The sequence below is a fragment of the Pseudomonas sp. HD6422 genome (assembly GCF_025377065.1).
Lineage (GTDB): Bacteria > Pseudomonadota > Gammaproteobacteria > Pseudomonadales > Pseudomonadaceae > Aquipseudomonas > Aquipseudomonas putida_U.
The window spans coordinates 1-25,592 of record NZ_JAHWIW010000049.1; the positions used below are offsets into that span (position 1 = coordinate 1).

22 protein-coding genes are annotated in these 25,592 nt (G+C 62.4%); 8 read left to right on the forward strand and 14 right to left on the reverse strand.

Going from position 1 to position 25,592, the window contains the following annotated elements; all coding sequences use genetic code 11:
* Positions 1-155 (reverse strand): thiamine pyrophosphate-binding protein (locus KY379_RS24950; RefSeq protein WP_261241959.1); only part of this gene is annotated, 155 nt, incomplete at its 3' end.
* 256 nt (positions 156-411) lie between these two features.
* Between KY379_RS24950 and KY379_RS24955 the strand changes: the two genes are divergently transcribed.
* Positions 412-852 carry a GlcG/HbpS family heme-binding protein gene (locus KY379_RS24955; RefSeq protein ID WP_133331573.1) on the forward strand — a complete coding sequence of 147 codons (441 nt, stop codon included), beginning with the start codon at positions 412-414 and terminating at the stop codon, positions 850-852.
* Between the two features lie 95 nt (positions 853-947).
* Here the strand turns inward: KY379_RS24955 and KY379_RS24960 are convergent, their stop codons facing one another.
* On the reverse strand, positions 948-1,559 hold the full coding sequence (locus tag KY379_RS24960) for a TetR/AcrR family transcriptional regulator (RefSeq protein ID WP_196172587.1): 612 nt from the start codon (positions 1,557-1,559) through the stop codon (positions 948-950).
* A 132-nt stretch (positions 1,560-1,691) separates the two neighbouring features.
* Between KY379_RS24960 and KY379_RS24965 the strand changes: the two genes are divergently transcribed.
* Positions 1,692-2,606: a DUF808 domain-containing protein gene (locus KY379_RS24965; protein ID WP_196172589.1), complete on the forward strand. Its 915-nt coding sequence runs from the start codon at positions 1,692-1,694 to the stop codon at positions 2,604-2,606.
* A 40-nt stretch (positions 2,607-2,646) separates the two neighbouring features.
* On the opposite strand, the gene KY379_RS24970 is transcribed toward KY379_RS24965, so the two are convergent.
* The 7 genes from KY379_RS24970 to puuE all read right to left on the reverse strand — a co-directional run bounded on the left by KY379_RS24970 (position 2,647) and on the right by puuE (position 9,642).
* The gene (locus KY379_RS24970; protein WP_196172590.1) at positions 2,647-3,429 is read right to left on the reverse strand and encodes an outer membrane protein OmpK; all 783 of its coding nucleotides are present in this window, start codon (positions 3,427-3,429) and stop codon (positions 2,647-2,649) included.
* A 354-nt stretch (positions 3,430-3,783) separates the two neighbouring features.
* On the reverse strand, positions 3,784-4,569 hold the full coding sequence (locus KY379_RS24975) for an outer membrane protein OmpK (RefSeq protein WP_133331569.1): 786 nt from the start codon (positions 4,567-4,569) through the stop codon (positions 3,784-3,786).
* A 130-nt stretch (positions 4,570-4,699) separates the two neighbouring features.
* Positions 4,700-6,055 carry a nucleobase:cation symporter-2 family protein gene (locus KY379_RS24980; protein ID WP_133331568.1) on the reverse strand — a complete coding sequence of 452 codons (1,356 nt, stop codon included), beginning with the start codon at positions 6,053-6,055 and terminating at the stop codon, positions 4,700-4,702.
* Between the two features lie 160 nt (positions 6,056-6,215).
* Complete coding sequence (locus KY379_RS24985) at positions 6,216-7,544, reverse strand: urate hydroxylase PuuD (protein ID WP_261241957.1); 1,329 nt, start codon at positions 7,542-7,544, stop codon at positions 6,216-6,218.
* 44 nt (positions 7,545-7,588) lie between these two features.
* Entirely contained in the window at positions 7,589-8,092 is a 504-nt protein-coding gene (locus KY379_RS24990) for an ureidoglycolate lyase (RefSeq protein WP_133331566.1), read from the reverse strand.
* Between the two features lie 108 nt (positions 8,093-8,200).
* Entirely contained in the window at positions 8,201-8,716 is a 516-nt protein-coding gene (gene uraD, locus KY379_RS24995; protein WP_261241954.1) for a 2-oxo-4-hydroxy-4-carboxy-5-ureidoimidazoline decarboxylase, read from the reverse strand.
* Positions 8,716-9,642 carry an allantoinase PuuE gene (gene puuE, locus KY379_RS25000; protein ID WP_261241952.1) on the reverse strand — a complete coding sequence of 309 codons (927 nt, stop codon included), beginning with the start codon at positions 9,640-9,642 and terminating at the stop codon, positions 8,716-8,718. The genes uraD and puuE overlap by 1 nt, the downstream gene beginning before the upstream one ends.
* A gap of 387 nt (positions 9,643-10,029) precedes the next feature.
* On the opposite strand from puuE, the gene uraH reads away from it, so the two are divergent.
* A complete protein-coding gene (gene uraH / locus KY379_RS25005; protein ID WP_133331563.1) occupies positions 10,030-10,383 on the forward strand; it encodes a hydroxyisourate hydrolase in 354 nt (117 codons plus the stop codon).
* Between the two features lie 246 nt (positions 10,384-10,629).
* Here uraH and KY379_RS25010 read toward each other — a convergent pair whose 3' ends face one another.
* Complete coding sequence (locus KY379_RS25010) at positions 10,630-11,979, reverse strand: NCS2 family permease (RefSeq protein ID WP_133331562.1); 1,350 nt, start codon at positions 11,977-11,979, stop codon at positions 10,630-10,632.
* A 353-nt stretch (positions 11,980-12,332) separates the two neighbouring features.
* On the opposite strand from KY379_RS25010, the gene KY379_RS25015 reads away from it, so the two are divergent.
* Together KY379_RS25015 and aqpZ are read left to right on the forward strand one after the other, a co-directional pair.
* Positions 12,333-13,091: a GntR family transcriptional regulator gene (locus KY379_RS25015; RefSeq protein ID WP_133331561.1), complete on the forward strand. Its 759-nt coding sequence runs from the start codon at positions 12,333-12,335 to the stop codon at positions 13,089-13,091.
* A gap of 142 nt (positions 13,092-13,233) precedes the next feature.
* Positions 13,234-13,932, forward strand: coding sequence for an aquaporin Z (gene aqpZ, locus KY379_RS25020; RefSeq protein WP_133331560.1), 699 nt, complete (start codon positions 13,234-13,236; stop codon positions 13,930-13,932).
* Here the strand turns inward: aqpZ and guaD are convergent.
* From guaD to xdhA, 4 genes are all read right to left on the reverse strand, one after another.
* A complete protein-coding gene (guaD, locus tag KY379_RS25025; RefSeq protein WP_261241949.1) occupies positions 13,923-15,233 on the reverse strand; it encodes a guanine deaminase in 1,311 nt (436 codons plus the stop codon). The genes aqpZ and guaD overlap by 10 nt on opposite strands.
* Positions 15,234-15,243: 10 nt before the next feature.
* Positions 15,244-16,089, reverse strand: a complete 846-nt coding sequence (xdhC, locus tag KY379_RS25030) for a xanthine dehydrogenase accessory protein XdhC (RefSeq protein ID WP_133331556.1) — start codon at positions 16,087-16,089, stop codon at positions 15,244-15,246.
* Between the two features lie 117 nt (positions 16,090-16,206).
* Complete coding sequence (gene xdhB / locus KY379_RS25035; RefSeq protein WP_133331554.1) at positions 16,207-18,606, reverse strand: xanthine dehydrogenase molybdopterin binding subunit; 2,400 nt, start codon at positions 18,604-18,606, stop codon at positions 16,207-16,209.
* Positions 18,599-20,053 carry a xanthine dehydrogenase small subunit gene (xdhA, locus tag KY379_RS25040; protein ID WP_133331552.1) on the reverse strand — a complete coding sequence of 485 codons (1,455 nt, stop codon included), beginning with the start codon at positions 20,051-20,053 and terminating at the stop codon, positions 18,599-18,601. Before xdhA ends, xdhB begins: the two co-directional genes overlap by 8 nt.
* Before the next feature lie 269 nt (positions 20,054-20,322).
* On the opposite strand from xdhA, the gene KY379_RS25045 reads away from it, so the two are divergent.
* The 3 genes from KY379_RS25045 to zipA all read left to right on the forward strand — a co-directional run bounded on the left by KY379_RS25045 (position 20,323) and on the right by zipA (position 25,565).
* Positions 20,323-20,982: a GntR family transcriptional regulator gene (locus KY379_RS25045; RefSeq protein ID WP_133331550.1), complete on the forward strand. Its 660-nt coding sequence runs from the start codon at positions 20,323-20,325 to the stop codon at positions 20,980-20,982.
* Between the two features lie 3 nt (positions 20,983-20,985).
* Positions 20,986-24,474 (forward strand): chromosome segregation protein SMC, encoded by a 3,489-nt coding sequence (gene smc / locus KY379_RS25050; protein ID WP_261241948.1) that lies wholly within the window; start codon positions 20,986-20,988, stop codon positions 24,472-24,474.
* Between the two features lie 203 nt (positions 24,475-24,677).
* A complete protein-coding gene (zipA, locus tag KY379_RS25055; protein WP_133331546.1) occupies positions 24,678-25,565 on the forward strand; it encodes a cell division protein ZipA in 888 nt (295 codons plus the stop codon).
* Positions 25,566-25,592 lie beyond the last annotated feature (27 nt).

Sequence of the window (25,592 nt, forward strand, 5' to 3'; positions counted from 1 at the left end):
TCGACGTGGCGAGCGAGGACGTGATCGATGCCACCGACTTTCTTCAGGGCCGAGTACAGCGGGTTGATGGCAGCCCCCGGAATGCCGAACGCAGTCTCTACGCCTTCACGGCGCATGACCAGAACGGCTGCATCGATTGCTCTCATTTTGCTCATGATTTGTGCCTCATCGATTTTGTAATTGTATACAACTTGCGTTGCGCCAAAGTGTATTCACGCCTGCCGGCTCAGGTCAATGGGTTTTCATCGGAGAGAAAATGTTTCGCTAGAGCGCGGTGGAAAACGATCGTTTGCGTGATCGCATACGTTTGTTTGAAATTATTGTATACAAAAACTATTTCTATTGTGTTCTATTGAGTGATCGGTTTTCAACTGCCCTCAGGGCTTCTCACAACAAGAAGAGGACCTTTGCATGAACGCTTTGAACCTGGATGTCGCGGTCGGACTGATCTCGGCCGCGTTGGCGGCGGGCCGCAAGATCAACGCAGCGCCGTTGACCGTGGCGGTACTCGATGCCGGTGGCCATCTGCTGGCATTGCAGCGTGAGGACGGTGCCAGCCTGATCCGCCCGGAGGTGGCCATCGGCAAGGCCTGGGGAGCAATTGCTCTGGGCAAGGGCTCGCGCTTGCTGGCGCTGGATGCGCAGCAGCGGCCCGCGTTTTTCGCGGCGTTGAACGGTTTAGGTGAGCGGCCGGTGGTGCCGGCGCCGGGCGGTGTGCTGATTCGTAGTCAGGACGGCAAGGTGCTGGGGGCGGTGGGGATCAGTGGCGATACATCGGATATCGACGAGCAGTGTGCGATCAGTGCCATCGAGGCGGCAGGATTGACGGCGGATGCTGGCGTAGCGGCTTGATTCTGTAGTACCGAGGGTGTCTGCCGGTAGATGTGTGGGGGCGGGTATCGAGCGCCGCCCCCACACACATCTTCCGCGGCCAGCGCGGCCGACCCTCAGGCAGCCTCAGGCTCACAGCCCTTGAGCACCATGCGAATGATGGTCTCGGCAGCCGCTTCGTAATCGCTGTCGGCCAACTTGGCCTTGCCGGTCACCGCTGAGATCTGCCAATCGAAATCGGCGTAGGTCTGGGTCGCGGCCCAGATGCTGAACATCAGGTGATGGGCATCGACATGGGCGATCTGTCCCCGGTCGATCCAGTGCTGGATGCACTCGATGTTGTGCCGCGCCTGCTCGTTCAACTGCGCCACCTGGCTCGGCGACAGGTGCGGGGCACCGTGCATGATTTCGCTGGCGAACACCTTCGAAGCGTACGGCAGATCACGGGAGATGCGGATCTTCGAGCGAATGTACGCGCTCAACACTTCCTTGGGGTCACCGTCGGCATTGAACGGCGTCGACGCCTGCATGATCGGCGCGATGATGCTCTCCAGGACCTCACGGTAGAGGTTGTCCTTGGACTTGAAGTAGTAATACACGTTCGGCTTGGGCAGGCCGGCCTTGGCCGCGATGTCGCTGGTCTTGGTGGCGGCGAAGCCCTTGTCGGCGAATTCCTCGCTGGCCGCGCGCAGGATCAGTTCCTTGTTGCGCTCGCGAATGGTGCTCATTGTCGGGGATCTTCCTCGTGTCTGGCCACCTCTAAGGGTGATCGGGCATGGTAGCACCGGGCCCGACGGCGGCTCAAGGCAGCGGCTTTGGGCTAGAATCCGGCCCATTCACTTCTTTTGGAAATGGCAAACATGGCAGGAAGCAGTCTACTGGTACTGATCGACGACATCGCCACGATGCTCGACGACGTGTCGCTGATGACCAAGGTCGCGGCGAAAAAGACCGCAGGCGTGTTGGGCGATGACCTTGCACTCAATGCCCAGCAGGTCACGGGTGTGCGCGCCGAACGGGAGATCCCGGTGGTGTGGGCGGTGGCCAAGGGCTCGTTCGTCAACAAGTCGATCCTGGTGCCGGCGGCGCTGTTGATCAGCGCCTTCATTCCCTGGGCGGTCACACCATTGTTGATGCTGGGCGGGGCTTACCTGTGTTTCGAGGGCTTCGAGAAGCTGGCACACAAGTTTCTGCACAGCCAGGAAGAAGACCAGGCCCAGCATGCGGCGCGCAGAGAGGCACTGGCCGATAGCAAGGTCGACTTGGTGGCGTTCGAGAAGACCAAGATCAAGGGGGCGGTGCGCACCGATTTCATCCTCTCGGCAGAGATCATCGCGATCACCCTGGGCACTGTGGCCGATGCGCCGTTGAGCCAGCAGATCATCGTCCTGACGGGGATTGCGATCGTCATGACCATTGGCGTGTATGGCCTGGTAGGCGGCATCGTCAAGCTCGATGATTTGGGCTTGTGGATGAGCCAGAAAACCTCGAAGACGCTTCAGGCAGTCGGCAACGGTATCCTGCGCGCCGCCCCTTACATGATGAAGGGGCTGTCAGTGATCGGTACCGCGGCGATGTTCCTGGTCGGTGGGGGGATTCTGGTGCACGGAATCGCACCGCTTCATCATGCCATCGAAGCGTTCAGCGAAGGACGGGGTGGCATGCTGACCAGCGGCCTGCTCAATGGAGTGGCCGGTGTGCTGGCCGGGGCCGTGGTGCTGGCGGTAGTGGGGGTTGCAGGCAAGTTGTGGCGGGCGCTGCGGCCTGCAAATTGAGGGGGAGGGCTGGGGCTGCAAGGCAGCCCCAGGCATTGCGTCAGAAGTGAACCTTGACCAGCAGGCTCGCGGTGTTCTGGTCGGTGGTGAACGCATCGGAATCCTTGATCCCGTACTTGTTCTTCCAGTAGTCGTACTCGATACCTACGTACAACTGCTTCTCGCCCAGGTGCAGGGCCTTGCCCAGGTCGTACTTGATCTGCGGGTTGAAGTGCAGGTTGGCCTGGTAGGTGCCGTGACGGTTCTCGTCGTTGTCTACCACCCAGTCCATGAAACCATCGATCAGTACGTCGGAGGAGCCGACCGGGATGGTGTAGGACCAAACCGGGGTGATCTGCCAGACGTTATCACCGGCGCGGCTGCCATCGGTGGTGCGCTGGTAGAAGTTCAGCTGGAAGTAGTCGAAGCCTGGGATGTCCAGGTCGAAGCCCGGGCCGATCAGGTAGGACTCGGAATCCCCCTCGCCGAATTCGTAGGTCATCGCCAGCAGCACGTCCTTGACCGGGCCGAACTCGAGTTTCTGGTCGAAGATCTTGCCGAACGACAAGCGGGGGCTGAACTCGCCGTAATAGCTGTTCGGGCCGTTACCGGCGTCCTTCTTGCCCTGGTAGAAGATCTTGTCGATGAAGAAGAAGTTGTCGCCGTATTTCCAGCCGTCGGCGTGCTCGAAGGTGAAGGTCTGCTGGGTCTCCGGATTGACCTTGAAGTTCTTGCCCCAGAGGTAGGTCAGGCTGTTGTTCTGCCACTGCAGCAGGTCGCCGGCGAAGGTGGTGCCGCAGGCCAGCAGGCCGCCCGCGAGAATGAGGCTGTTGAGGGTACGCATTGTAGAAATCGCTCCTGGGTGATCAGTTGTCAGCGCTTTGTGATGGCGCTGTTTTTTTTGTCTTTGTAGTCAGCTTTTTTCGATTGGCCACAGCTGTTTGGCAAGAGTTGCGCCAACTTTCCGGGTTAGCGGCAACCGTCCTGCTCGACGTCGTTCTGCACCGATGAAAAGGGTCTTTCAGGCTGGCAACACATCCACCAACCGCCCGTATTCATTGACCGAGCGGTCAGCTAACGCGGGCAGAATCCCTCCTGCCCTGATCGAGGGGGGGCGCAGATTACTCACTTGCGCGCCTGGCCTCAAGTGCTCCGTCCTGGAGCACGCTGGAACAAAGTTGGGCGTTCGGTCAGTTTCCTAGAAGTGCACTTTCACCAGGGCGCTGGTGACGCTCTGGTTGCTGTCGATGTTGCCGCGGCTGTCGATGCCGTACTTGTCCTTCCAGTAGCTGTATTCGATGCCCACGTACAGTTGCTTGGCGCCCAGGTCGAGGGCTTTGCCCAGGTCATACTTGACCTGTGGGTTGAACTGCAGATTGGCGTGGTAAGTGCCACGGCGGGTCTGGTCGTTGTCCACCACCCAGTCCATGTAACCGTCGATCAGGATGTCGGACTTACCCACGGGAATGGTGTAGGACCAGGCCGGAGTGATCTGCCAGACGTTATCGCCCGGGCGGCTGCCCTCGGTGTTGCGCACGTAGAAGTTGAGGGTGAAATAATTGAAGCCAGGGATCGCCAGGTCGAAGCCGGGACCGATCAGGTAGGCCTCGTTGTCGCCTTCGCCGCGTTCATAGGTCATGGCCAGCAGTACGTCCTTGACCGGACCGAAAGCGAGCTTGCGGTCGAAGATCTTGCCGAACGACAGGCGTGGGCTGAATTCGCCGTAGTAGGTGGTCACGCCTTTGCTGGCATCGGCTTGCCCGTTGTAGAAAATCTTGTCGACGAACATGAAGGTGTCGCCGTACTTCCACTTGTTGGCGTGCTCGAAGGTGATGGTCTGCTGGATACGTGGGTTGACCTTGAAATCCTTGCCATACAGGTAGGTCAGGCTTTCGCCGTGCCATTGCAGCCATTCGCCGGCGTGGGCGGGTAGGGTGGCCAGCAGGCTGCTGCCCAGCAGCAGGGACGAGGTGATGCGCTTCATGTCGTGGTTCCCAGACTTATCGTTGTTGGCATTTTTTGTGCGCGAGCCAGCCCCGTACGGCCCATCCAAGTGGGTCGATGATGTCGAAACGGGGGTAGGGCGGGGCGACCGGAGTGGTCGCCCCTCCGGCTCAATGTTGCTGACAGACCTCGTTGTGCGCGGCGCGGTCGGCGCCACCGAGGATGTTGAACAACACGTTGAGCACCAGGGCGCTGATCGTCGCCATGGCGATACCGCTGTGGGTGATCGGTTCCATCCACTGCGGCATCTGCGCGAAGAACTCCGGACGGACTACCGGGATCAGGCCAAAGCCGACACTCACCGCCACCAGCAGTTGGTTGCGTCGATCACTGATGTCCGCCTCCTGCAGGATCTTGATGCCGGTGGCGGTCACCATGCCGAACATGGCAATGGATGCGCCGCCCAGTACGGCTGGCGGGATCGAGGCGATCAGGTAGGCGGCCTTGGGCAGCAGGCTGAGCAGGATCAGCAGACCCCCGGCCATGACCGTGACGTAGCGGCAGCGCACACCGGTCATCTGTACCAGGCCGATGTTCTGGGCGAACGAGGAGTGGGTGAAGGTGTTGAAGAAGCCTGCCACGAACGATGCACCCGCGTCGCACAACAGGCCGCGACGCAGCATCCCTGGCGTCACTTCGCGGTCGGTGACCTTGCCCAGGGCGAGGAACATGCCGGTGGACTCGACGAAGATGATCACCACTACCAGGCACATCGACAGGATCGGCGCCAGGCTGAACGTCGGCATGCCGAAGTGCAGTGGCGTGACCACTTGCAGCCATGGTGCCTGGCTCAGCCCGGAGAGGTCGACCATGCCGATGGAGCCGGCCAGGATGTAGCCCAGGCCCATGCCCACCAGTACCGACACATTGACCCAGAAGCCGCGCATGAAGCGGTTGATCAGCAGGATCACCGCCAGCACCAGGCTGGCTACCAGCAGGTAGATCGGCGAGCCGAAGGTCTCTGCCTCGGCGCCACCACCGGCCCAGTTGACCGCGACCGGGAACAGCGACAGGCCGATCGAGGTGATCACCGTGCCAGTGACCAGGGGTGGGAAGAAGCGTACGACCTTGGACATGAAGGGTGCGATCAGCATGCCGAAGAAACCGGCAGCGATGGTCGCGCCGAAGATCCCCTGCAGGCCTACGCCGGGCATGCCGGCCATGGCCACCATGCTGCCGACGGCGGCAAAGCTCGCCCCCATCATCACCGGCATGCGGATTCCGACCGGGCCGATACCGAACGACTGGATGATGGTGGCGACCCCGGCGACGAGCAAGTCGGCGTTGATCAGAAAAGCGACTTCTTCACGGGAAAGACCGGCGGCCTGGCCGATGATCAAGGGGACGGCGATGGCGCCGCCATACATCAGCAGCACATGTTGCAGGCCAACCAGGAGCAATTGGAACAAGGGCAGGGGCTGTCGCGGGGGGGCGACGGGTATGTGCGCTTGGCGTAACTGGGACATGCAGCACCTCGAGTCTTGTTTTTATTCTCGGATCCAAGCGATCAGCGCGAGCGGCAAGCTGCAAGCGGCAAGCTTCAAGAAAGCTCGTGATCCGCTTGAAGCCTGCACTCGGTGCTGGCGCTCGATGCTTGCGTGTAGCTTGATTGCTTGCAGCTTGCAGTCAGTTGACCGGGGCGCCCTTGGCGATCCACTCACCGACCAGCTTGCGCTCCTCGGTGGTCATCTGGGTGATGTTGCCCAGCGGCATGATCTGGCTGGCGACCGCTTGCGCCTGGATGCGCGCGGCCTGGGCCTGGATCTGTTGCGGGGTGTCGAACATCACGCCGGCAGGGGCGGCGCTGAACAGTGGGCTGGTCGGTTTGGACGAGTGGCACACGGTGCAGCGTTCCTGGATGACGCTGTGGATCTTGTCGAAGGTATCGCCGCCAGCCTGGGCAGTGGCCTCGGCCGGGGCCTGGGCGGGTGCGGCAGGCGCTTGGGCGGCCTTGGCGGCTTCCTCGGCGCGCAGCTCGGCGGCGGTCTTGCCGCCAACGGCGGTGGCGGGCAGCGGCTGGTACTCGATCTTTGCCGCAGCCTGCTCAGGCGTCATGGGCAGCGGCTTGGGACCGGTGACATAGGCCAGGCAGATCATCGCCAGGGCGCCGACGGGCAAGGTCCAGGCGTACTTGTTGCTGTCGTGGCGGGTGTTGAAGTAGTGACGGATCAATACCGCTGCCACCGCGATGCCGGCCAGGATCAACCAGTTGTACTGACTGCCGTAGGTGCTCGGGAAGTGGTTGCTGATCATGATGAACAGCACCGGCAGGGTGAAGTAGTTGTTGTGGCGCGAACGCAGCAGACCCTTGGCCGGCAGCACCGGATCGGGAGTGGTGTTGTTCTCGATCGCCGCCACCAGTTGGCGCTGGGCCGGCATGATGATGCGGAACACGTTGCCGACCATGATGGTGCCGATGATCGCACCGGTGTGCAGGTAGGCACCACGACCGCTGAACATCAGGCTGAAGCCGAAGCAGGCAGCGATGATCAGGACGAACAGCACGGCGCCGAGCAAGGCAGGTTTCTTGCCCAGCGGCGAGTCGCACAGGAAGTCGTAGATGAACCAGCCGGCGACCAACGATCCGATACCGATGGCCACGCCTTCGGCGCCGCTCAGGGTGCTGCCGGGAGCGAGCAGGTAGAGGGTCGGGTTCCAGTAGAACACCACGCACAGCAGGGCGATCCCGGACATCCAGGTAAAGTAGGCTTCCCATTTGAACCAATGCAGGTTCTCGGGCATTTTCGGCGGCGCCAGCTTGTACTTCTCCAGGTGGTAGATACCCCCGCCGTGGATGGCCCAGAGGTCACCCGATAGCCCATCGCGCGGGCTGCTGCGGTTGAGGTTGTTTTCCAACCAGACGAAGTAGAACGATGCACCGATCCAGGCGACACCGGTGATCATGTGAACCCAGCGAATGCTCAGGTTCAGCCATTCGTGAAGGTGTGCTTCCACAGTATGTACCTCATGCCAATCACCAAACGATGATCGACCTTTTCTTATTGGTGGGGATTGAGGATCAGCATCTGTTCCTCGGTGAAGTAATGCTCGTCGCAGTTGTTGCCGGAACCACTGCGATCAACCACCAGGAAGTCATCCCGCTTTTCGATCGTCAGCACCGGGTGGTGCCAGACGCCGCGATGGTAATTAACGCCCTGCCTGCCGTTGCTGCGGAAGGCTCGGACCAAACCTGATACAGGTGCATCGCCAACTGGCGCGACCACGATCAGAAAGGGGTTGCCGAGCAGCGGAATGAAAGCCTGGCTGCCCAGCGGATGGCGTTCCAGCATGCGTACCGTCAATGGCATCTCCAACGCATCGGCGCGGAAGATGCTGATGATGGCCTTGTCCTCGGGCTCGGCGGTCTCGACCGTGGCGAGCTTGTGGAAGCGCATGGTCGAACCGTTGTTGATCATGAAGTGATCGCTGCCATCGGTTTCGATCACGTCACCGAAGGGGGCGAAGGCTTCTTTGGTCAGGGGCTCGATCATCAGGGTGCGCATGCGGGTCTCTCTTTTATGTTCGTTGTTCTTCAATAGGGTGGACCGGCTGGCAGGCCAGGCCCTGGGTGCGTTCGCGTCACGCACTCGGGCCATGCCTGCGCCTGGCCCTCAAAGCTGCAGCAGGCGGAACAGGGCGATCAGGTTGATCTGCGCCAGGGCTTCCTTGAACTCGGCATCGGTATCGTTGTGGATGCGTTTTTCGAAGGCGGCGAGGATCTGGTGCCGATTGCTGCCCTTGACCGCCATGATGAACGGGAACTGGAATTTGGCCTTGTAGGCATCGTTCAGTTCGGTGAAGCGGGCGAACTCCTCGGCGGTGCACTGGTGGATGCCGGCGCCAGCCTGTTCATTGGTGCTCGACTCGGTCAGTTCGCCCTGGATCGCCGCCTTGCCGGCCAAGTCCGGGTGCGCATTGATCAACGCCAGTTGCTCGCCGTGACTGGCGCTGAGCAGGATGTCGCTCATGCGCTGGTGCAGCGCCTCGATCTCGTCCAGCTCGCCCAGATGGCCCAGGTCGTAGGCTCTCTCGGCGACCCACGGCGAGTGCTCGTAGATGTCGGCGAAGGCGCGGACGAAGGTGTCACGGTCCAGGGTCGATGGTTTGAGGGTCTTGAAGGCGGTCATCAGGCGTTCTCTTTCTTGTACGGGTGGGTGGCGTGCCAGTGGCGGGCGATGTCCACGCGACGGGCGAACCAGACCTGCTCGTGGCTCTTGGCGTAGTCGATGAAGCGCTTGAGCGCGGCCAGGCGAGCAGGGCGGCCGACCAGTCGGCAGTGCAGGCCGATGGAGAGCATCTTCGGTGCTTCGCTGCCTTCGGCGTACAGCACGTCGAAGGCGTCCTTGAGGTACTGGAAGAATTGCTCGCCGCAGTTGAAGCCCTGCACCTGGGTGAAGCGCATGTCATTGGTGTCGAGGGTGTAAGGGATCACCAGGTGCGGCTTGCCAGTCGGGTTGTTCGGCTCCCAGTAGGGCAGGTCGTCGTCGTAGGTGTCGCTGTCGTAGAGGAAACCACCTTCTTCCATCACCAGGCGGCGGGTGTTCGGGCCGGTGCGGCCGGTGTACCAGCCCAGCGGGCGCTCGCCGGTGAGTTCGGTGAGGATGCGGATGGCCTCGAGCATGTGCTCGCGCTCCTGGGCCTCGTCCATGTACTGGTAGTCGATCCAGCGGTAGCCGTGGCTGCAGATCTCGTGGCCGGCCTCGACCATGGCGCGGATCACGTCAGGATGGCGCTGGGCGGCCATGGCCACGGCGAAGATGGTCAGCGGCACGCCACTGTTCTTGAACAGCTTGAGCAAGCGCCACACGCCGGCGCGGCTGCCGTATTCGTAGAGCGACTCCATGCTCATGTTGCGCACGCCTTGCAGCGGCTGGGCAGCGACCATCTCGGAGAGGAAGGCCTCGGACTCCTTGTCGCCGTGCAGGATATTGCGCTCGCCACCTTCTTCGTAGTTCAGCACGAAAGACAGCGCGATGCGGGCATTGCCCGGCCACTGCGGGTGAGGTGGGGTGTTGCCGTAACCAATCAGGTCGCGAGGGTAGTCAGCGCTCACTGCTATCTTCCTTCTTGTGCGTTAGTGCGGGGTGGGCGAGCCGCGTCGGGATGTCGCACCACCGGATGGGCTGATTGTATACAACTTCTAAAATCTTTTGTAAGCCTGTTTTTCCGCATTTCTGCCCTTTTGTCGCCTGAAGGGCGGCTTAGAATGCATTGCAAGAAACCTGCCTGATTGGTCAGCTAATGAGAATGGCGCGCTCATACTGCCTATATTTGCCGCGAATGGCCGGTTTGCAGGGCGTGCGACAGATGGGATCAAAAAATTGTGTACAATATTTCGACGAAATGTCTTAATGAGGTCATTCCCGCTCGGCGCATGCCCTGTGCTGGTGCGAAGGCTGTGTATTTTTTGCCCACAGATTGAACAAGAGGCGACAAGCAAATGGGACGTTTGACCACACACGTATTGGATGCCGCTCACGGCTGCCCGGGCAGCGCGATCAAGGTCGAGCTGTATCGTGTCGAAGGCCAGCAGCTGGAACTGGTGAACACTGCCCTGACCAACAGCGATGGCCGCGTCGATGCGCCGTTGCTGCAAGGTGAGGATTACCGCACCGGCGTCTACCAACTCCAGTTCAGCGCCGGCGCTTACTACCGCGCACGTGGCGTGCAGTTGCCGGAGCCGGCGTTTCTTGATGTTGTCGTGCTGCGTTTCGGCATCGATGAGCAGCAGGACCACTACCACGTGCCGCTGCTGATCTCGCCGTACAGCTATTCGACCTATCGTGGAAGCTAGTTGGTCGCTAGAAGAATCTTCGTAGGTCCTTGGCCCGCTCTCACACTGGCGGGCTTTTTTTCGTCTATGGGTTTTGTGGTGTCTGTGCTGGCCTCTTCGCGGGACAAGCCCGCTCCCACAGGATGACACCAGACCGAAGGACTGCGATGAACCTGTGGGAGCGGGCTTGTCCCGCGAAAGGGCCGTTACAGGCAATGGAAACGAACGAAGGGCGCCGAGGCGCCCTTCGTCTGTATGTGGCTGGGTTCAGAGAAACACGAACTTGGCGATGAAGATCGCGCACAGCACCCACAGGCTGGCGGAGATTTCCTTGTACTTGCCGGTTCCTGCCTTCAGCGCCACATAGCTGATGAAGCCCAGGGCAATGCCGTCGGCCACCGAGAAGGTCAGCGGCATCATGATCACCGTGACGATCGCCGGGATGCTGTCGGTGGCTTCATCCCAGTGAATGTGCGCCATGCTGCCCATCATCAGCATCGCCACATAGATCAGCGCACCGGCAGTCGCGTAGGCGGGGATCATGCCGGCCAGCGGTGCGAAGAACATGGCGGCGATGAACAGGATCCCGACCACCACCGCGGTGAGGCCGGTGCGACCGCCCGCCGCCACACCTGCGGCACTTTCGACATAGCTGGTCACAGGCGGCACACCGACCACGGCACCGAACACGCTCGAGGCACTGTCGGCCTTCAGCGCCCGTGAAAGGTTTTCGATGCGTCCGTCCGGAGCCACCAGGTTGGCGCGCTGCGCTACGCCCATCAGGGTGCCGGCGGTATCGAACATGTGCACGAACAGGAATGCCAGCACCACGCTGATCATGCTGACGTTGAACACGCCGGCCACGTCCATGGCCATCCAGGTCGGCGCCAGGCTCGGCGGCATCGATATGACTCCGCCGAACTTCACCAGCCCCAGGCCCCAGCCGGCCAGGGTCACGCCGATGATGCTGATGAGGATGGCGCCGAACACCCGCTTGTAGCTGAGGATGGCGATCATCAGGAAGCACAGGGCAGCCAGCAGCGGGCCAGGCTCGTGCAGCGAGCCGAGCTTGATCAGCGTGGCCGGGCTGTCGACGATGATGCCCGCGGTTTTCAGGCCGATCAGTCCGAGAAACAATCCGACGCCGGCCCCCATGGCATGGCGAAGGCTGACCGGAATGCTGTTGAGCAGCCACTCGCGCACTTTCGACAAGGTCAGGAACATGAACAGCACGCCGGAGACAAATACCGCCCCCAGCGCCGTTTCCCAGTTGTAGCCCATGGTGCCGACCACGGTATAGGTGAAGAACGCGTTCAGGCCCATGCCCGGCGCAAGGCCTACTGGCCAGTTGGCGTACAGGCCCATGAGCAGGCAGCCCAGCGCTGCGGCGATGCAGGTGGCGACGAAGGCCGCGCCGTGATCGATGCCGGCGTCGGCCATGATGTTGGGGTTGACGAAGATGATGTACGCCATGGTGATGAACGTGGTCACCCCGGCGATCAGTTCGGTGCGTACGGTGCTGCCGTGTTGCTTGAGTTTGAAGATTCGCTCCAGCCAGCTCGTTTCGAGCGGTGGGGAGAGATCCAACGTCGGGGCTTCTGATTTGCGGGTTTCCACAGCGTTACTCCTCAAGTCTTTCTTGTTGTTTTGGAACCATTGGCCTGCGCTACGCACTTGGTGGCTCCACGAGGGAAGGCAGACGCCCGACCGATTTGTTGACTTCTTGGTCAGGAAGTTGCTCGTTGGATTATGCTTTTGTGTACAAAGAATGCAAATAATGTTTTATCTTTTGTTCGCGCAAACCTTGGTACAACGGCTATATAAGTAAAAGGTGGCCTGCAGAAAGGGTTCCGCCTGTGTACAATGGCGCCATACCTTGGTCCTTCATTTTTCATCAGGACTTGCCAACCACCCTCCGACAGGCATTACAGTCGAGGCTGGACTGGCGGATCCTTTGTGCTCGAGAGCCCATGAACGAACAGCTGCAACCTCTGAAGAAACCTGCGCGCACTGGCAAGGCCGGCCGTAGCGGTACCCAGGACGACATCGTCTATGCGCATATTTTCGAGGCCATCCTCGAGCAGCGCCTGGCACCTGGCACCAAGTTGAGCGAGGAAGCGCTGGGCGAGATCTTCGGCGTCAGCCGCACCATCATCCGTCGCGCCCTGTCGCGCTTGGCCCACGAAAGCGTGGTGCTGCTGCGCCCCAATCGCGGCGCGGTGGTGGCCAGCCCAACGGTCGAGGAAGCACGCCAGGTGTTCTTCTCGCGGCGCATGGTCGAACGCGCCATCACCGAACTGGCCGTACAGCACGCGACCCCCGAGCAACTCAACGAGCTGCGCCAGATGGTTCGCGAAGAGCGGGACAGTTTCTCCCGTGGCGATCGAGGCGCGGGCATTCGGCTGTCCGGCGAGTTCCACCTGAAGCTGGCCGAGGCGGCGGGTAACGCCCCGCTGGTGAGCTTCCAGCGCAGCCTGGTGTCGCAGACGTCGTTGATCATCGCCCAGTACGAAAGCGGCAACCGCTCCCATTGCTCGTACGACGAGCACATGCAGTTGATCGACGCCATCGAGGCGCGCGATGCGCAGCAGGCGGTGAGCCTGATGATGCACCACATGGACCACATCGACAGTAAGCTCAATCTCGACGAGGAAAGTGCCTCGGACGATCTGCACGCGGTGTTTTCGCACCTTTTGCAGAAAAAGCCCAAGGTCTCCGCCAAGGGTTGAACGTTTGCCGGCGATGGGGTTCGAAGCGGCCCCTTCGTGTCACTGGTCATCAGCTGAAGGTCTGCTAAATTCTTGTGGGCAAACCTTCATCAAGCAGTTGGGCTTGCGCATTAATTGCGGACAACTACTTGAGGAAGGTTCCATGACCATGTCTCTGGGTACGCGCATGGGTGCCGAACTGATCGGCACCTTCTGGTTGGTTCTCGGTGGTTGCGGCAGCGCAGTGCTGGCAGCCAGCTCCCCGGTCGGCATCGGCGTGCTCGGTGTCGCCTTCGCCTTCGGCCTCACGGTGCTGACCATGGCGTTCGCCATCGGTCATATCTCCGGTTGTCATCTCAATCCTGCCGTGTCGTTCGGGCTGGTAGTGGGTGGGCGCTTCCCGGCCAAGGAACTGCTGCCCTACGTGATCGCCCAGGTGATCGGCGCGGTGCTGGCTGCCGGGGTGATCTACTTCATAGCCAGCGGCAAGGCCGGTTTCGAATTGTCGGCGGGGCTTGCCTCGAACGGCTACGCCGAGCACTCCCCAGGTGGTTACTCGCTGGTCTCCGGCTTCGTGAGCGAGGTGGTGATGACGGCGATGTTCCTGGTGGTGATCATGGGCGCTACCGATACCCGGGCGCCGGCCGGCCTGGCACCGATCGCCATCGGTTTGGCCTTGACCCTGATCCACCTGATCTCGATCCCGGTGACCAACACGTCAGTCAACCCGGCGCGCAGTACCGGGCCGGCTCTGTTCGTCGGTGGCTGGGCGCTGCAGCAGCTATGGCTGTTCTGGCTTGCACCGTTGATTGGCGCCGCGCTTGGCGGCGCCTTGTACCGAGGGTTGGCCCGTCAGCCTTGACGCTGATGTACCTGACGACCGGCGGCGTAGGTTTCACGCACCGTACGGTCGTCGCCCAGGGTGGTCAGCACGAACAGGGTTTCCTCGATGCTGTTGGACTGCTGGATGCGGTAGTCCAACAGCGGCGTAGCCTTGTAGTCCAGCACCACGAAGTCGGCATCGTTACCTGGGCGCAGGCTGCCGATGCGGTCGTCCAGGCGCAGGGCGCGGGCACCGCCGAGGGTGGCCAGGTACAACGACTTGTAAGGATGCAGACGTGCGCCCTGTAGCTGCATGACCTTGTAGGCCTCGTTCAAGGTGTTGAGCAGCGAGAAGCTGGTGCCGGCCCCAACGTCGGTACCCAGGCCCACATTGACCTTGAAACGCTCGGCCTGGGGCAGGTTGAACAGGCCGCTGCCGAGGAACAGATTGGACGTGGGGCAGAAGGCCACGGCCGAGCCGGTTTCGGCCAGACGCTGGCATTCTGCGTCGCACAGGTGCACGCCGTGGGCGAACACCGAGCGCTCGCCGAGCAGCTCGTAATGGTCGTAGACGTCCAGGTAACCATTCTGTTTCGGGAACAGGGCCTTGACCCACTCGATCTCCTTGAGGTTCTCGGACAAGTGAGTGTGCAGGTAGAGGTCCGGGTATTCCTTGAGCAATTGGCCGGCCATGGCCAATTGTTCCGGGGTGCTGGTGGGGGCGAATCGTGGGGTCACGGCGTAGTGCAGGCGGCCCTTGCCATGCCAGCGCTCGATCAGCGCCTTGCTCTCGGTGTAGCTGGTTTCGGCGGTGTCGGTCAGGTAGTCGGGCGCGTTGCGGTCCATCATCACCTTGCCGGCGATCATGCGCAGGTCCAGGCGTTCGGCCTCCTCGAACAGGGCATTGACCGACTGCGGATGCACGCTGCCGAACACCAGGGCGGTGGTGGTACCGTTGCGCAGCAGCTCTTTGATGAAGATGGCCGCCACTTTGTCGGCATGGTCCTTGTCGGCGAACTGCTTCTCGCAGGGGAAGGTATAGGTGTTGAGCCAGTCCAGTAGCTGTTCGCCGTAGGAGCCGATCATCCCGGTCTGTGGGAAATGAATGTGGGTATCGATGAAGCCAGGGGTGATCAGCGCATTCTGGTAATGCACCACCTCGATGTCGGCGTCCAGGGTCGGCAGCAGTTCGCTGGCGGCGCCCAGTGCGCTGATGCGGCCATCGTCGACCACCAGCAGGCCGTCTTCGTAGTACTCATGGGAAGCGTCCAGGCCCACCTCGGCCGGGTCGGCGATGCTGTGCAGGATGGCGGCACGGTAGGCTTTGCGGGTAGCGGTCATAACTCACTCGTCAAATGGCTTGGCTGCGCCGGGAGGGCGGCAGCAACTGGGCAATGGGGCCGGCGTTGGCGCCAGCATCGTGCTGGCCGAAGCAGGCGTTGTAGGTGGCGATGATTTCCCCGGCGATGGACACGGCGATCTCGATCGGCAGCTTGCCCTTGACCTCTGCCAGGCCCATGGGGCATCGCATGCGCGCCATCACGGCATCGTCGTAGCCGCGCTCGCGCAAGCGATGCTCGAACTTGACCCGTTTGGTCTTCGAGCCGATCAGGCCGAACCAGGTGAAATCGTTGCGCTTGAGGATGGCGGCGGTCAGCTCCAGGTCGAGCTGATGGTTATGGGTCATGACGATGCAGTAGCTGCCGGCAGGCAGCTCGGCCACTTCGTCGACCGGGTCGTCGCTGACCACCTGGGTCACCCCCTCGGGAATGAGCGCGGGAAACTCCTGCTCGCGCGAATCGATCCAGCGTACGCGGCAGGGCAGCGCGGCGAGCAAGGGTACCAGAGCGCGCCCCACATGGCCCGCGCCGAACACTGCAATCTGCGCCTGCACTGCGGCCATCGGTTCGAACAGCAGCACGGTCACGCCGCCGCAGCACTGGCCCAGGCTCGCGCCCAGGCTGAAGCGCTCCAGATGCGGGGTGGTGCGGTGTTCGGCGAGCATCTGCCGGGCGATGTGCAGGGCCTTGTATTCCAGGTGCCCGCCGCCGATGGTATCGAACAGCGCCGTGGCGCTGACGACCATCTTCGAGCCCGCGTTGCGCGGCGTCGAACCGCGTTCCTCGATAATGGTCACCAGGACGCAGGCTTCGCCACGGGATTGGTGGTCGGCGAGGGCGTTGATCCATTGGTGCATGATGCAACCTCTCTAAGTCACGCTGCGGACCCTGTGGGAGCGGGCTTGCCCGCGAAGAGGGCGGTGAGCCCAGCATCGCATTCGCGGGCAAGCCCGCTCCCACAGGGTTCCTCGCTGTCAGTGGGTCACGGTTTCCAGTTCCGGCTCGGCCGGTTGCTGCAGGGCCTGGGCCTTGCGCATCTGCTCACAGCCCCACAACACCCGCTCCGGCGTCGCCGGTGCGTCCACCTGCGGCTGCACGCGGTAATCGGCGATGCTCGCCACGGCATCCTTGATCGCGCACCAGGCAGCGATGCCGAGCATGAACGGCGGCTCGCCCACGGCCTTGGAATGGAACACCGTGTCCTCGGGGTTCTTGCGGTTCTCCACCAGCTTCACCCGCAGGTCCAGCGGCATGTCGGCCACGGCCGGGATCTTGTAGCTGGCCGGGCCATTGGTGACCAGCTTGCCCTTGGCATTCCACACCAACTCCTCGGTGGTCAGCCAGCCCATGCCTTGAATGAAGCCGCCCTCGACCTGGCCAATGTCGATGGCCGGGTTCAGCGAGTCGCCGACGTCGTGGAGGATGTCGGCGCGCAGCATCTTGTACTCGCCGGTCAGGGTATCGACGATCACCTCGACGCAGGCGGCGCCGAAGGCGAAATAGTAGAACGGTCGACCACGCGCCTGGTTGCGGTCGTAGTAGATCTTCGGCGTGCGGTAGAACCCGGTGCTCGACAGTGAGACTTGGGCGAAGTAAGCCAGTTGCACCAACTGCTCGAAGCTGACGATCTGGTCGCGCACCCGCACATGGCCGTTGCGGAACTCGACGTCCTCTTCGGTGACCTGGTAATGCCGGGCGGCGAACTCGGTCAGGCGCCGCTTGAGGATCTCGGCGGCGTTCTGCGCGGCCTTGCCGTTCAGGTCGGCACCACTGGAGGCGGCCGTGGGCGAGGTGTTGGGCACCTTGTCGGTGTTGGTGGCGGTGATCTGGATGCGGCTGAAGTCGACCTGGAACACTTGCGCCACCACTTGTGCGACCTTGGTGTTCAGACCCTGGCCCATCTCGGTGCCGCCGTGGTTGAGGTGGATGCTGCCGTCGGTATAGATGTGGATCAGCGCACCGGCCTGGTTGAGGAAAGTGGCGGTGAACGAGATGCCGAACTTGACGGGCGTCAGCGCCAGGCCTTTCTTCAGCACCGGGCTGTTGGCGTTGAAGCGACGGATCGACTCGCGGCGCTCGGCATAGTCGCAGCTGGCCTCCAGCTCGGCGGTCATCTCTTCGAGCATGTTGTGCTCGACGGTCTGGTAGTAGTGAGTGACGTTGCGCTCGGTCTTGCCGTAGTAGTTGGCCTTGCGCACGGCCAGTGGATCGCGTCCCAGGTGGCGGGCGATATGGTCCATTACCTGCTCGATGGCGACCATCCCCTGGGGTCCACCGAAGCCGCGGTAGGCGGTGTTGGAGGCGGTATTGGTCTTGCAGCGGTGACCGTGCACGGTGGCATCGCCCAAGTAGTAGGCGTTGTCGGAGTGGAACATGGCGCGGTCGACGATCGAACCGGACAGGTCGGGCGAGTAGCCGCAATTGCCGGCCAGGTCCATGTTGATGCCGTGCAGGCGTCCTTCGTCGTCGAAGCCGACGTCGTATTCGACATAGAACGGGTGGCGCTTGCCGGTCATGGTCATGTCTTCGACCCGTGGCAAGCGCATCTTGGTGGGCTGGCCGGTCAGGCGCGCGATCACCGCGCACAGGCAGGCCGGGCTTGCCGCCTGGGTTTCCTTGCCGCCAAAGCCGCCGCCCATGCGGCGCATGTCCAGCACCACCTTGTTCATCGGCACGTCGAGCACTTCGGCGACCAGCTTCTGTACCTCGGTGGGGTTCTGCGTGGAGCAGTAGACGATCATGCCGCCGTCCTCGGTGGGCATCACCGAGGAAATCTGCGTTTCCAGGTAGAAGTGCTCCTGGCCGCCGATGTGCAGGGTGCCTTGCAGGCGGTGCGGCGCACTGGCCAGAGCGCTGGCCGAATCGCCACGCTGGTGGGTGTGGCTGTCGAGCACGAAGTGTTGTTTGCGCAGCGCTTCCACTACGTCCAGCACCGGCTCCAGGTCCTCGTACTCGACGATGGCTGCCATGGCCGCGCGGCGCGCGGTGTCCAGGTCGCGGGCGGCGACTGCGAGCACCGGCTGGCCGAAGAATTCGACCTTGTCGATGGCCAGCAACGGGTCGCCGGCCACCACAGGGCCGATGTCCTTTAGGCCGGGGATGTCTTCGTGGGTGATGGCGATGCGTACGCCCTCGAAGGCATAGCACGGTGTGGTGTCGATACGCAGGATGCGGGCGTGGGCGCGGTCTGCGGTGCGCGCATACACGTGCAACTGGTTGGGGAATTCCAGGCGATCGTCGATGTACACCGCCTCGCCGGCCACGTGCTTGTCGGCACTGTCGTGCTTGAGGCTGCGCCCGACCCCGGTGGCCAGGTCCTGGCTGAACAGTTCGGCCATCTCGGCCTGGCTCTTGGCTGCGTGATGGTTAGACATAAGCGGTCACCCGGGTCTCGATGTGCGGTGTTTGCTGTTCGATGAAGTACTTGCGCAGCAGGTTCTGCGCGGTCAGCAGGCGGTACTCGCAGCTGGCGCGGAAATCGCTGAGCGGGGTGAAGTCCTCGGCCAGGGCCTGGCAGGCGCGTTCGATGCTGGCTTGCGTCCACGGCTTGCCGCGCAGGGCGGCTTCACAGGCACGGGCGCGCTTGGGAATCGCGGCCATGCCGCCGAAGGCGATGCGCACGCCGCTGACCACGCCGTCTTCGATGCTCAGGTTGAAGGCGCCGCACACCGCGGAAATATCGTCATCCAGGCGTTTGGAGACTTTATAGGCGCGGAACGCCCAGTCATTGCTGGCGCGAGGAACGATGATCTTCTCGATGAACTCGCTGTCCTGGCGGGCGGTGATGCGGTAGTCGATGAAGTAGTCTTCCAGCGGCATCGTGCGCTGACGCTCACCCTGGCGCAGGACGATCTGCGCATCCAGGGCGATCAGCAAGGGTGGCGAGTCGCCGATCGGCGAGGCGTTGCCGATGTTGCCACCGAGGGTGCCCTGGTTGCGGATCTGCAGCGAGGCGAAGCGGTGCAGCAGGGCGCCGAAGTCGGGGTATTCGGCGTCGAGTGCGGCATAGCAGTCGGTGAGCGGGGTGGCCGCACCGATCTCCAGGTGGCTGCTGGTCGTTTCGATGCGCTTGAGTTCGGCGATGTGGCCGACGTAGATCATCACCGGCAAGGTCTTGTGCATCTGGGTGACTTCCAGCGCCAGATCGGTACCACCGGCCAGCAGGCGCGCCTCCGGGTGCGAGCTGTATAGCTCGGCCAGGTCGGCGACGGTCAGTGGCACCAGGCAGCGCTTGTCACCGCTGTTGAGCTCGTCGGTCTGGGTCGGGGCGATGGCTTTGAGGCGGCTGATGGTCTGCGCTTGCTGGGCGTCGAATTGGTCCTTGCAGGGCTGGCGGCAGCTCTGTTCGGCTGCGTCGAGGATCGGTCGATAGCCGGTGCAGCGGCACAGGTTGCCGGCCAGGGCTTCCTGGGCGCGGTGCAGGTCATGGCTGTTGCTGTTCTTTTGCAGGGCGAACAGCGACATTACGAAGCCCGGTGTGCAGAAGCCGCATTGCGAGCCATGGCAGTCGGCCATGGCGCGTTGCACGCTGTGCAGTTCACCTTGATGCTTGAGGCCTTCGACGCTGATCAGCTGCTTGCCGTGCAAGGCCGAAACGAAGGTCAGGCACGAGTTCAGGCTGCGGTAGCGCAGGCTGTCCTGGCCCTGTTCGTCCTGGGTCAGTTCGCCCACCACCACGGTGCAGGCACCGCAGTCGCCGCTGGCGCAGCCTTCCTTGGTGCCGGGTTTGCCCAGGTGCTCACGCAAGTACTGCAGCACCGTCATGTTCGGGTCCAGGGCGTGCTCTCGGCGCAGCTCCTGGTTGACGAGAAACTGGATCACGGGGATGGCCTCGCAATGGTTTTATTGTTGTTGAGCGGACTCTAAGCAGAGCTGACGTCTTGGTCAATATTTTTCTGACTCAAAGGTCAAGAAAATGCCCGAGCCCTTGCCCAACGGCCTGTTGCTGTCCCTTTACCAAGCATAGATCGCGCCGTAATCACCCGCTGCGCGCCGGTCGAATAAAGCGCGAAGACCCTCTGCGCGCGTGCTGGCCAAGTGCGCTACAATCGCTCCTTTAGTGCCCAGTCCAATGATTTTGAAGGAAAACCATGACGTTCAAGGCGCCGGACAGCCTCTCCGAGCAGATCGCCGACTACCTGGCCGAGCGGATCATCCGTGGCGAACTCGCGCCCGGTGAGCGCATCCAGGAGTTGAAGGTTACCCAGGCCCTCGACGTCAGCCGTGGCTCGGTGCGCGAGGCGCTGTTGATCCTCGAACGTCGTCATCTGATCGCGATCGTGCCGCGCCGAGGCGCCCATGTGACCGAGCTGAGTGAGCACAAGGTACGCAGCCTCTGCACCTTGATGGGTGAGTTCTACATTCTGCTGGGCAATGCCGTTGCACAAAAATGGCGCCTGGACTCCGATCTGCGCCCCTTCCTGGACATCCAGCAGCGCCTGCAGCACGCCTGTGATCGGCAGGACATAAAAGCCTTCGTCGCCGACAGCTTCGCGGTGATGCGCGCCGCTTATCCGTTCGCCGACAACCCATACCTGCAGGAAACCGTCGAGAACCTGCAACCGGCCATGAGTCGTGCCTATTACCTGGCCCTGGATCAGCGCCAGGCGAACATGGTCGATTACCTGGAACTGTTCGCCCGCCTGCTCGACGCCGTGGTCGCTCGTGACCTGCCGCGCATCCGCGAGGTACTCAGCGCCTACAGCCAGCGCAGTTGCGAACTGGTGCTGGCCGCGCTGGCCCGAGGCTGACCGATGCGCCTGAAGTGCATACGGCTGGCCGGGTTCAAGTCGTTCGTCGACCCGACCACGGTCAATTTTCCCAGCAACATGGCCGCTGTGGTGGGCCCTAACGGTTGCGGAAAGTCCAATATCATCGATGCCGTGCGCTGGGTGATGGGCGAGAGTTCGGCGAAGAACCTGCGCGGCGAGTCGATGACCGACGTCATCTTCAACGGCTCCACCAGCCGCAAGCCCGTCAGCCAGGCGAGCATCGAACTGGTGTTCGACAACAGCGAAACCACCCTGGTCGGTGAGTACGCGGCCTACGCCGAGATCTCGATTCGCCGCAAGGTGACCCGCGACGGGCAGAACACCTACTACCTCAATGGCACCAAGTGCCGGCGCCGGGACATTACCGACATCTTCCTGGGCACCGGACTCGGCCCGCGCAGCTATTCGATCATCGAGCAGGGCATGATCTCCAAGCTGATCGAGGCCAAGCCCGAGGAGCTGCGCAACTTCATCGAGGAAGCGGCGGGCATTTCCAAGTACAAGGAGCGCCGCCGCGAGACCGAGAGTCGCATCCGTCGCACCCAGGAAAACCTGGCGCGCCTGACCGACCTGCGCGAAGAGCTCGAGCGCCAGCTCGAACGCCTGCACCGCCAGGCCCAGGCTGCCGAGAAATACCGCGAGTACAAGGCCCAGGAGCGCCAGCTCAAGGCGCGTCTGTCGGCGTTGCGCTGGCGCGACCTGGACGACCGCGTGCGTCAGCGCGAAGCGGTGATCGGTGATCAGGACGTCGCCCACGAGGCCTTGGTCGCCGAGCAGCGCAACGCCGATGCCAGCATCGAACGGCTGCGCGACGGCCACCACGAATTGTCCGAGCGCTTCAATCAGGTCCAGGGCCGCTTCTATTCGGTGGCCGGTGACATCGCCCGGGTCGAACAGAGCATCCAGCACGGCCAGCAGCGCTTGCGCCAGTTGCAGGACGATTTCAAGGAGGCCGAGCGCACGCGCCTGGAGACCGAATCGCACCTCGGTCATGACCGCACCTTGTTGGCCACCCTGGGCGAAGAGCTGCAGATGCTCGAGCCCGAGCAAGAGTTGACCCTGGCTGCCGCCGAAGAAGCCGCAGCCACCCTTGAAGAAGCCGAGCAGGGCATGCACGGCTGGCAGGAGCAGTGGGACGCCTTCAATAGCCGCTCCGCTGAGCCGCGGCGCCAGGCCGAAGTGCAGCAGTCGCGCCTGCAGCAGTTGGAGGCCAGCCTGGAACGCCTGGCCGAGCGCCAGCGCAAGCTCGCTGAAGAACAGGAGCAGATGGGCGCCGATCCGCAGGATGCCGCCATGCTCGAACTGGCCGAGCAGTTGGCCAGCAGCGAGTTGGCGCTCGAAGCGTTGCAGGTGTCCGAGGAACAGGTGGTCGAACGTCTGGAGGCGCTGCGTGAACAATTGCAGCAGGCCACCCGCGCCCAGCAGCAGGCTCAGGGCGAGGTCCAGCGCCTAGGTGGGCGCCTGGCTTCGCTGGAGGCCTTGCAGCAGGCAGCCCTGGAGCCTGCCGCAGGCGCTGGTGACTGGCTGCGTGATCAGGGCCTGGCGCAGCGTCCGCGTCTGGCCGAGGGGCTACGGGTCGAGCCGGGTTGGGAACTGGCCGTGGAAACAGTGCTCGGTGCGGATCTGCAGGCGGTGTTGGTAGACGGGTTCAGCCGCCTCGATTTCACCGAGCTGCAGCAGGGCGAGTTGCGCCTGCTGCTGGCCCAAGGCGAGGGGCCGCGCCAGCCGGGCAGCCTGCTCGACAAAGTCGAGGGGCGTACCGACCTCGCGCCCTGGTTGGCCCAGGTCCGGCCCGTCGAGAATCTGGCCCAGGCATTGGACCTGCGTGAATCGCTGGTCGAGGGTCAGAGCCTGGTCAGTCGCGATGGCTACTGGGTAGGTCGGCACTTCTTGCGCGTCAGCCGTGGTGGCGATGCAGAGGGTGGGGTATTGGCCCGTGGCCAGGAGATCGAGCGCCTGAGCCAGGAACAGCGTGAGCAGGAGGCCGCGCTGGCGCAACTGGAGGCGCAGTTGCAAACCCTGCGCGATCAGCAGCTCGACCTGGAAGAACAGCGTGAGCAACTGCGCCGCCGTACCCAGGAGGAGGGGCGTCAGCATGGTGAACTCAAGGCCGGCCTGTCAGCTGCCCAGGCCCGTGCCGAACAGCTCCAGTTGCGCCTGCGCCGTCTCCAGGAAGAACAGCACGAGCTCCAGGAGCAGCGCGCGCTGGAGCACGAACAACTGGGCGAGTCACGCCTGCTGCTGCAGGAAGCCTTGGATCTGATGGCTCAGGACACCGAGCAGCGTGAACAATTGATGGCGCGCCGCGATTCCTTGCGTGAGAGCCTCGACCGCGTGCGCCAGGAAGCCCGCCAGCACAAGGATCATGCCCATCAGTTGGCCGTGCGCCTGGGTTCGTTGCGTGCCCAGCATGATTCCACCCGCCAGGCCCTCGAGCGCCTGGAACAGCAAGCCGCACGCCTGACCGAGCGCCAGGAGCAGTTGAGTCTGAACCTGGAGGAGGGCGAGGCGCCGCTGGAGGAGCTGCGCATGAAGCTCGAAGCCCTGCTGGAGCAGCGCATGGGCGTCGATGAGGAAATGCGCCAGGCCCGCCTGCACATGGATGAAGCCGACCGCGCCTTGCGCGATGCCGAACGCCGCCGCACCCAGGCCGAACAGCAGGCCCAGTTGCTGCGCGGCCAGTTGGAGCAGATGCGCCTGGAGTGCCAGGGCCTGGACGTGCGCCGCAAGACCCTGCAGGAGCAACTGCTGGCCGACGGCTACGACCTGCAAGGAGTGCTCGCCACCCTGGAAGCCGAAGCCAGCGAGCAGGGTACAGAGCAAGAGTTGGAACAGATGGAGGCGCGGATTCAACGCCTGGGGGCAATCAACCTCGCCGCTATCGAAGAGTACGAGCAGCAGTCCGAGCGCAAGCGCTACCTCGATGCCCAGGACGCCGATCTGGTCGAAGCGCTGGAGACCCTGGAAAACGTCATCCGCAAGATCGACAAGGAAACCCGCAACCGCTTCAAGGATACCTTTGATCAGATAAATGCCGGATTACAGGCACTTTTTCCAAAAGTTTTCGGTGGCGGCAGCGCTTACCTGGAACTGACGGGCGAAGATCTACTCGATACAGGGGTGACGATCATGGCGCGTCCGCCGGGCAAGAAGAACAGCACGATCCATCTGCTGTCCGGCGGCGAGAAAGCACTGACCGCATTGGCGCTGGTGTTTGCCATCTTCAAATTGAACCCCGCACCGTTCTGCATGCTCGACGAGGTCGATGCCCCGCTGGACGATGCCAACGTCGGGCGCTACGCCCGCCTGGTCAAGGAAATGAGTGAAAGTGTGCAATTCATTTACATCACCCATAACAAGATCGCCATGGAAATGGCCGATCAATTGATGGGGGTGACCATGCATGAGCCTGGCTGCTCACGTCTTGTGGCCGTGGATGTGGAGGAGGCGTTGGCCATGGTCGACGCCTGAGGCGGGTACTTGTGCACAATTGTGCAGGGAAATGCCCCGCCACGAGCGACAGACGGTGTAAAGTTGTCTTTGGTCGTGCTAGCTTAATGTCACTCGTTTTTTGCGTGGGTAAAACGCCTGTCAGAACATAGAGTTGGCGCCACGTGTTAAAGGGCTTTGAACCCTTTGTTTTCAAGCATATTTTTATAGAGGCACGGGATTACATGGAAATCGGTCTGCGCGAGTGGCTGATCGTCATCGGCATCATTGTCATCGCCGGTATTCTTTTCGACGGCTGGCGCCGTATGCGCGGCGGTAAAGGCAAGCTGAAATTCCGCCTGGATCGCAGCTACTCCAACCTGCCTGACGACGAAGGCAGTGCGGAGGTGCTGGGCCCAGCCCGGGTACTGGAAACCCACAAAGAACCCGAACTCGACGAAAGCGACCTGCCTTCGATGAGTGCCCCGACGCGTGAACGCGAACGCGAGCGCGAACCCAAGCCTGCCAAGGCGAGCAAACGTAGCAAGCGTGCCGCCGATGCGTCCCAGGGCGACTTGAACCTGGCTGCCGAACCCCGCGAGCCGGATCTGTTCGCCGACAGCGAAGAAGACTTCGCTGCCGACAACAACCGCCACAATGGTTTCGCCGCCTCTGGCAATGCCGCCAAGGAGCTGCCCCCGGTCGAGGAAGTGCTGGTGATCAGCGTGATTTCCCGCGACGAAGGCGGCTTCAAAGGTCCGGCGCTGCTGCAGAACATTCTCGAGAGCGGCCTGCGCTTCGGTGAGATGGACATCTTCCACCGCCACGAAAGCATGGCCGGTCACGGTGAGGTGCTGTTCTCCATGGCCAACGCGGTCAAGCCGGGCATCTTCGACCTGGACGACATCGACCATTTCAGCACCCGTGCGGTGAGCTTCTTCCTGGGGCTGCCAGGCCCACGTCATCCGAAGCAGGCCTTCGATGTGATGGTGGCTGCGGCGCGCAAGTTGGCCCATGAACTCGACGGCGAGCTCAAGGATGACCAGCGCAGCGTGTTGACCGCGCAGACCATCGAGCACTACCGCCAGCGCATCGTCGAGTTCGAGCGTCGGGCACTGACTCAGAAGCGCTGATAGATCCAGACGAAGAGCAGCCTGGGG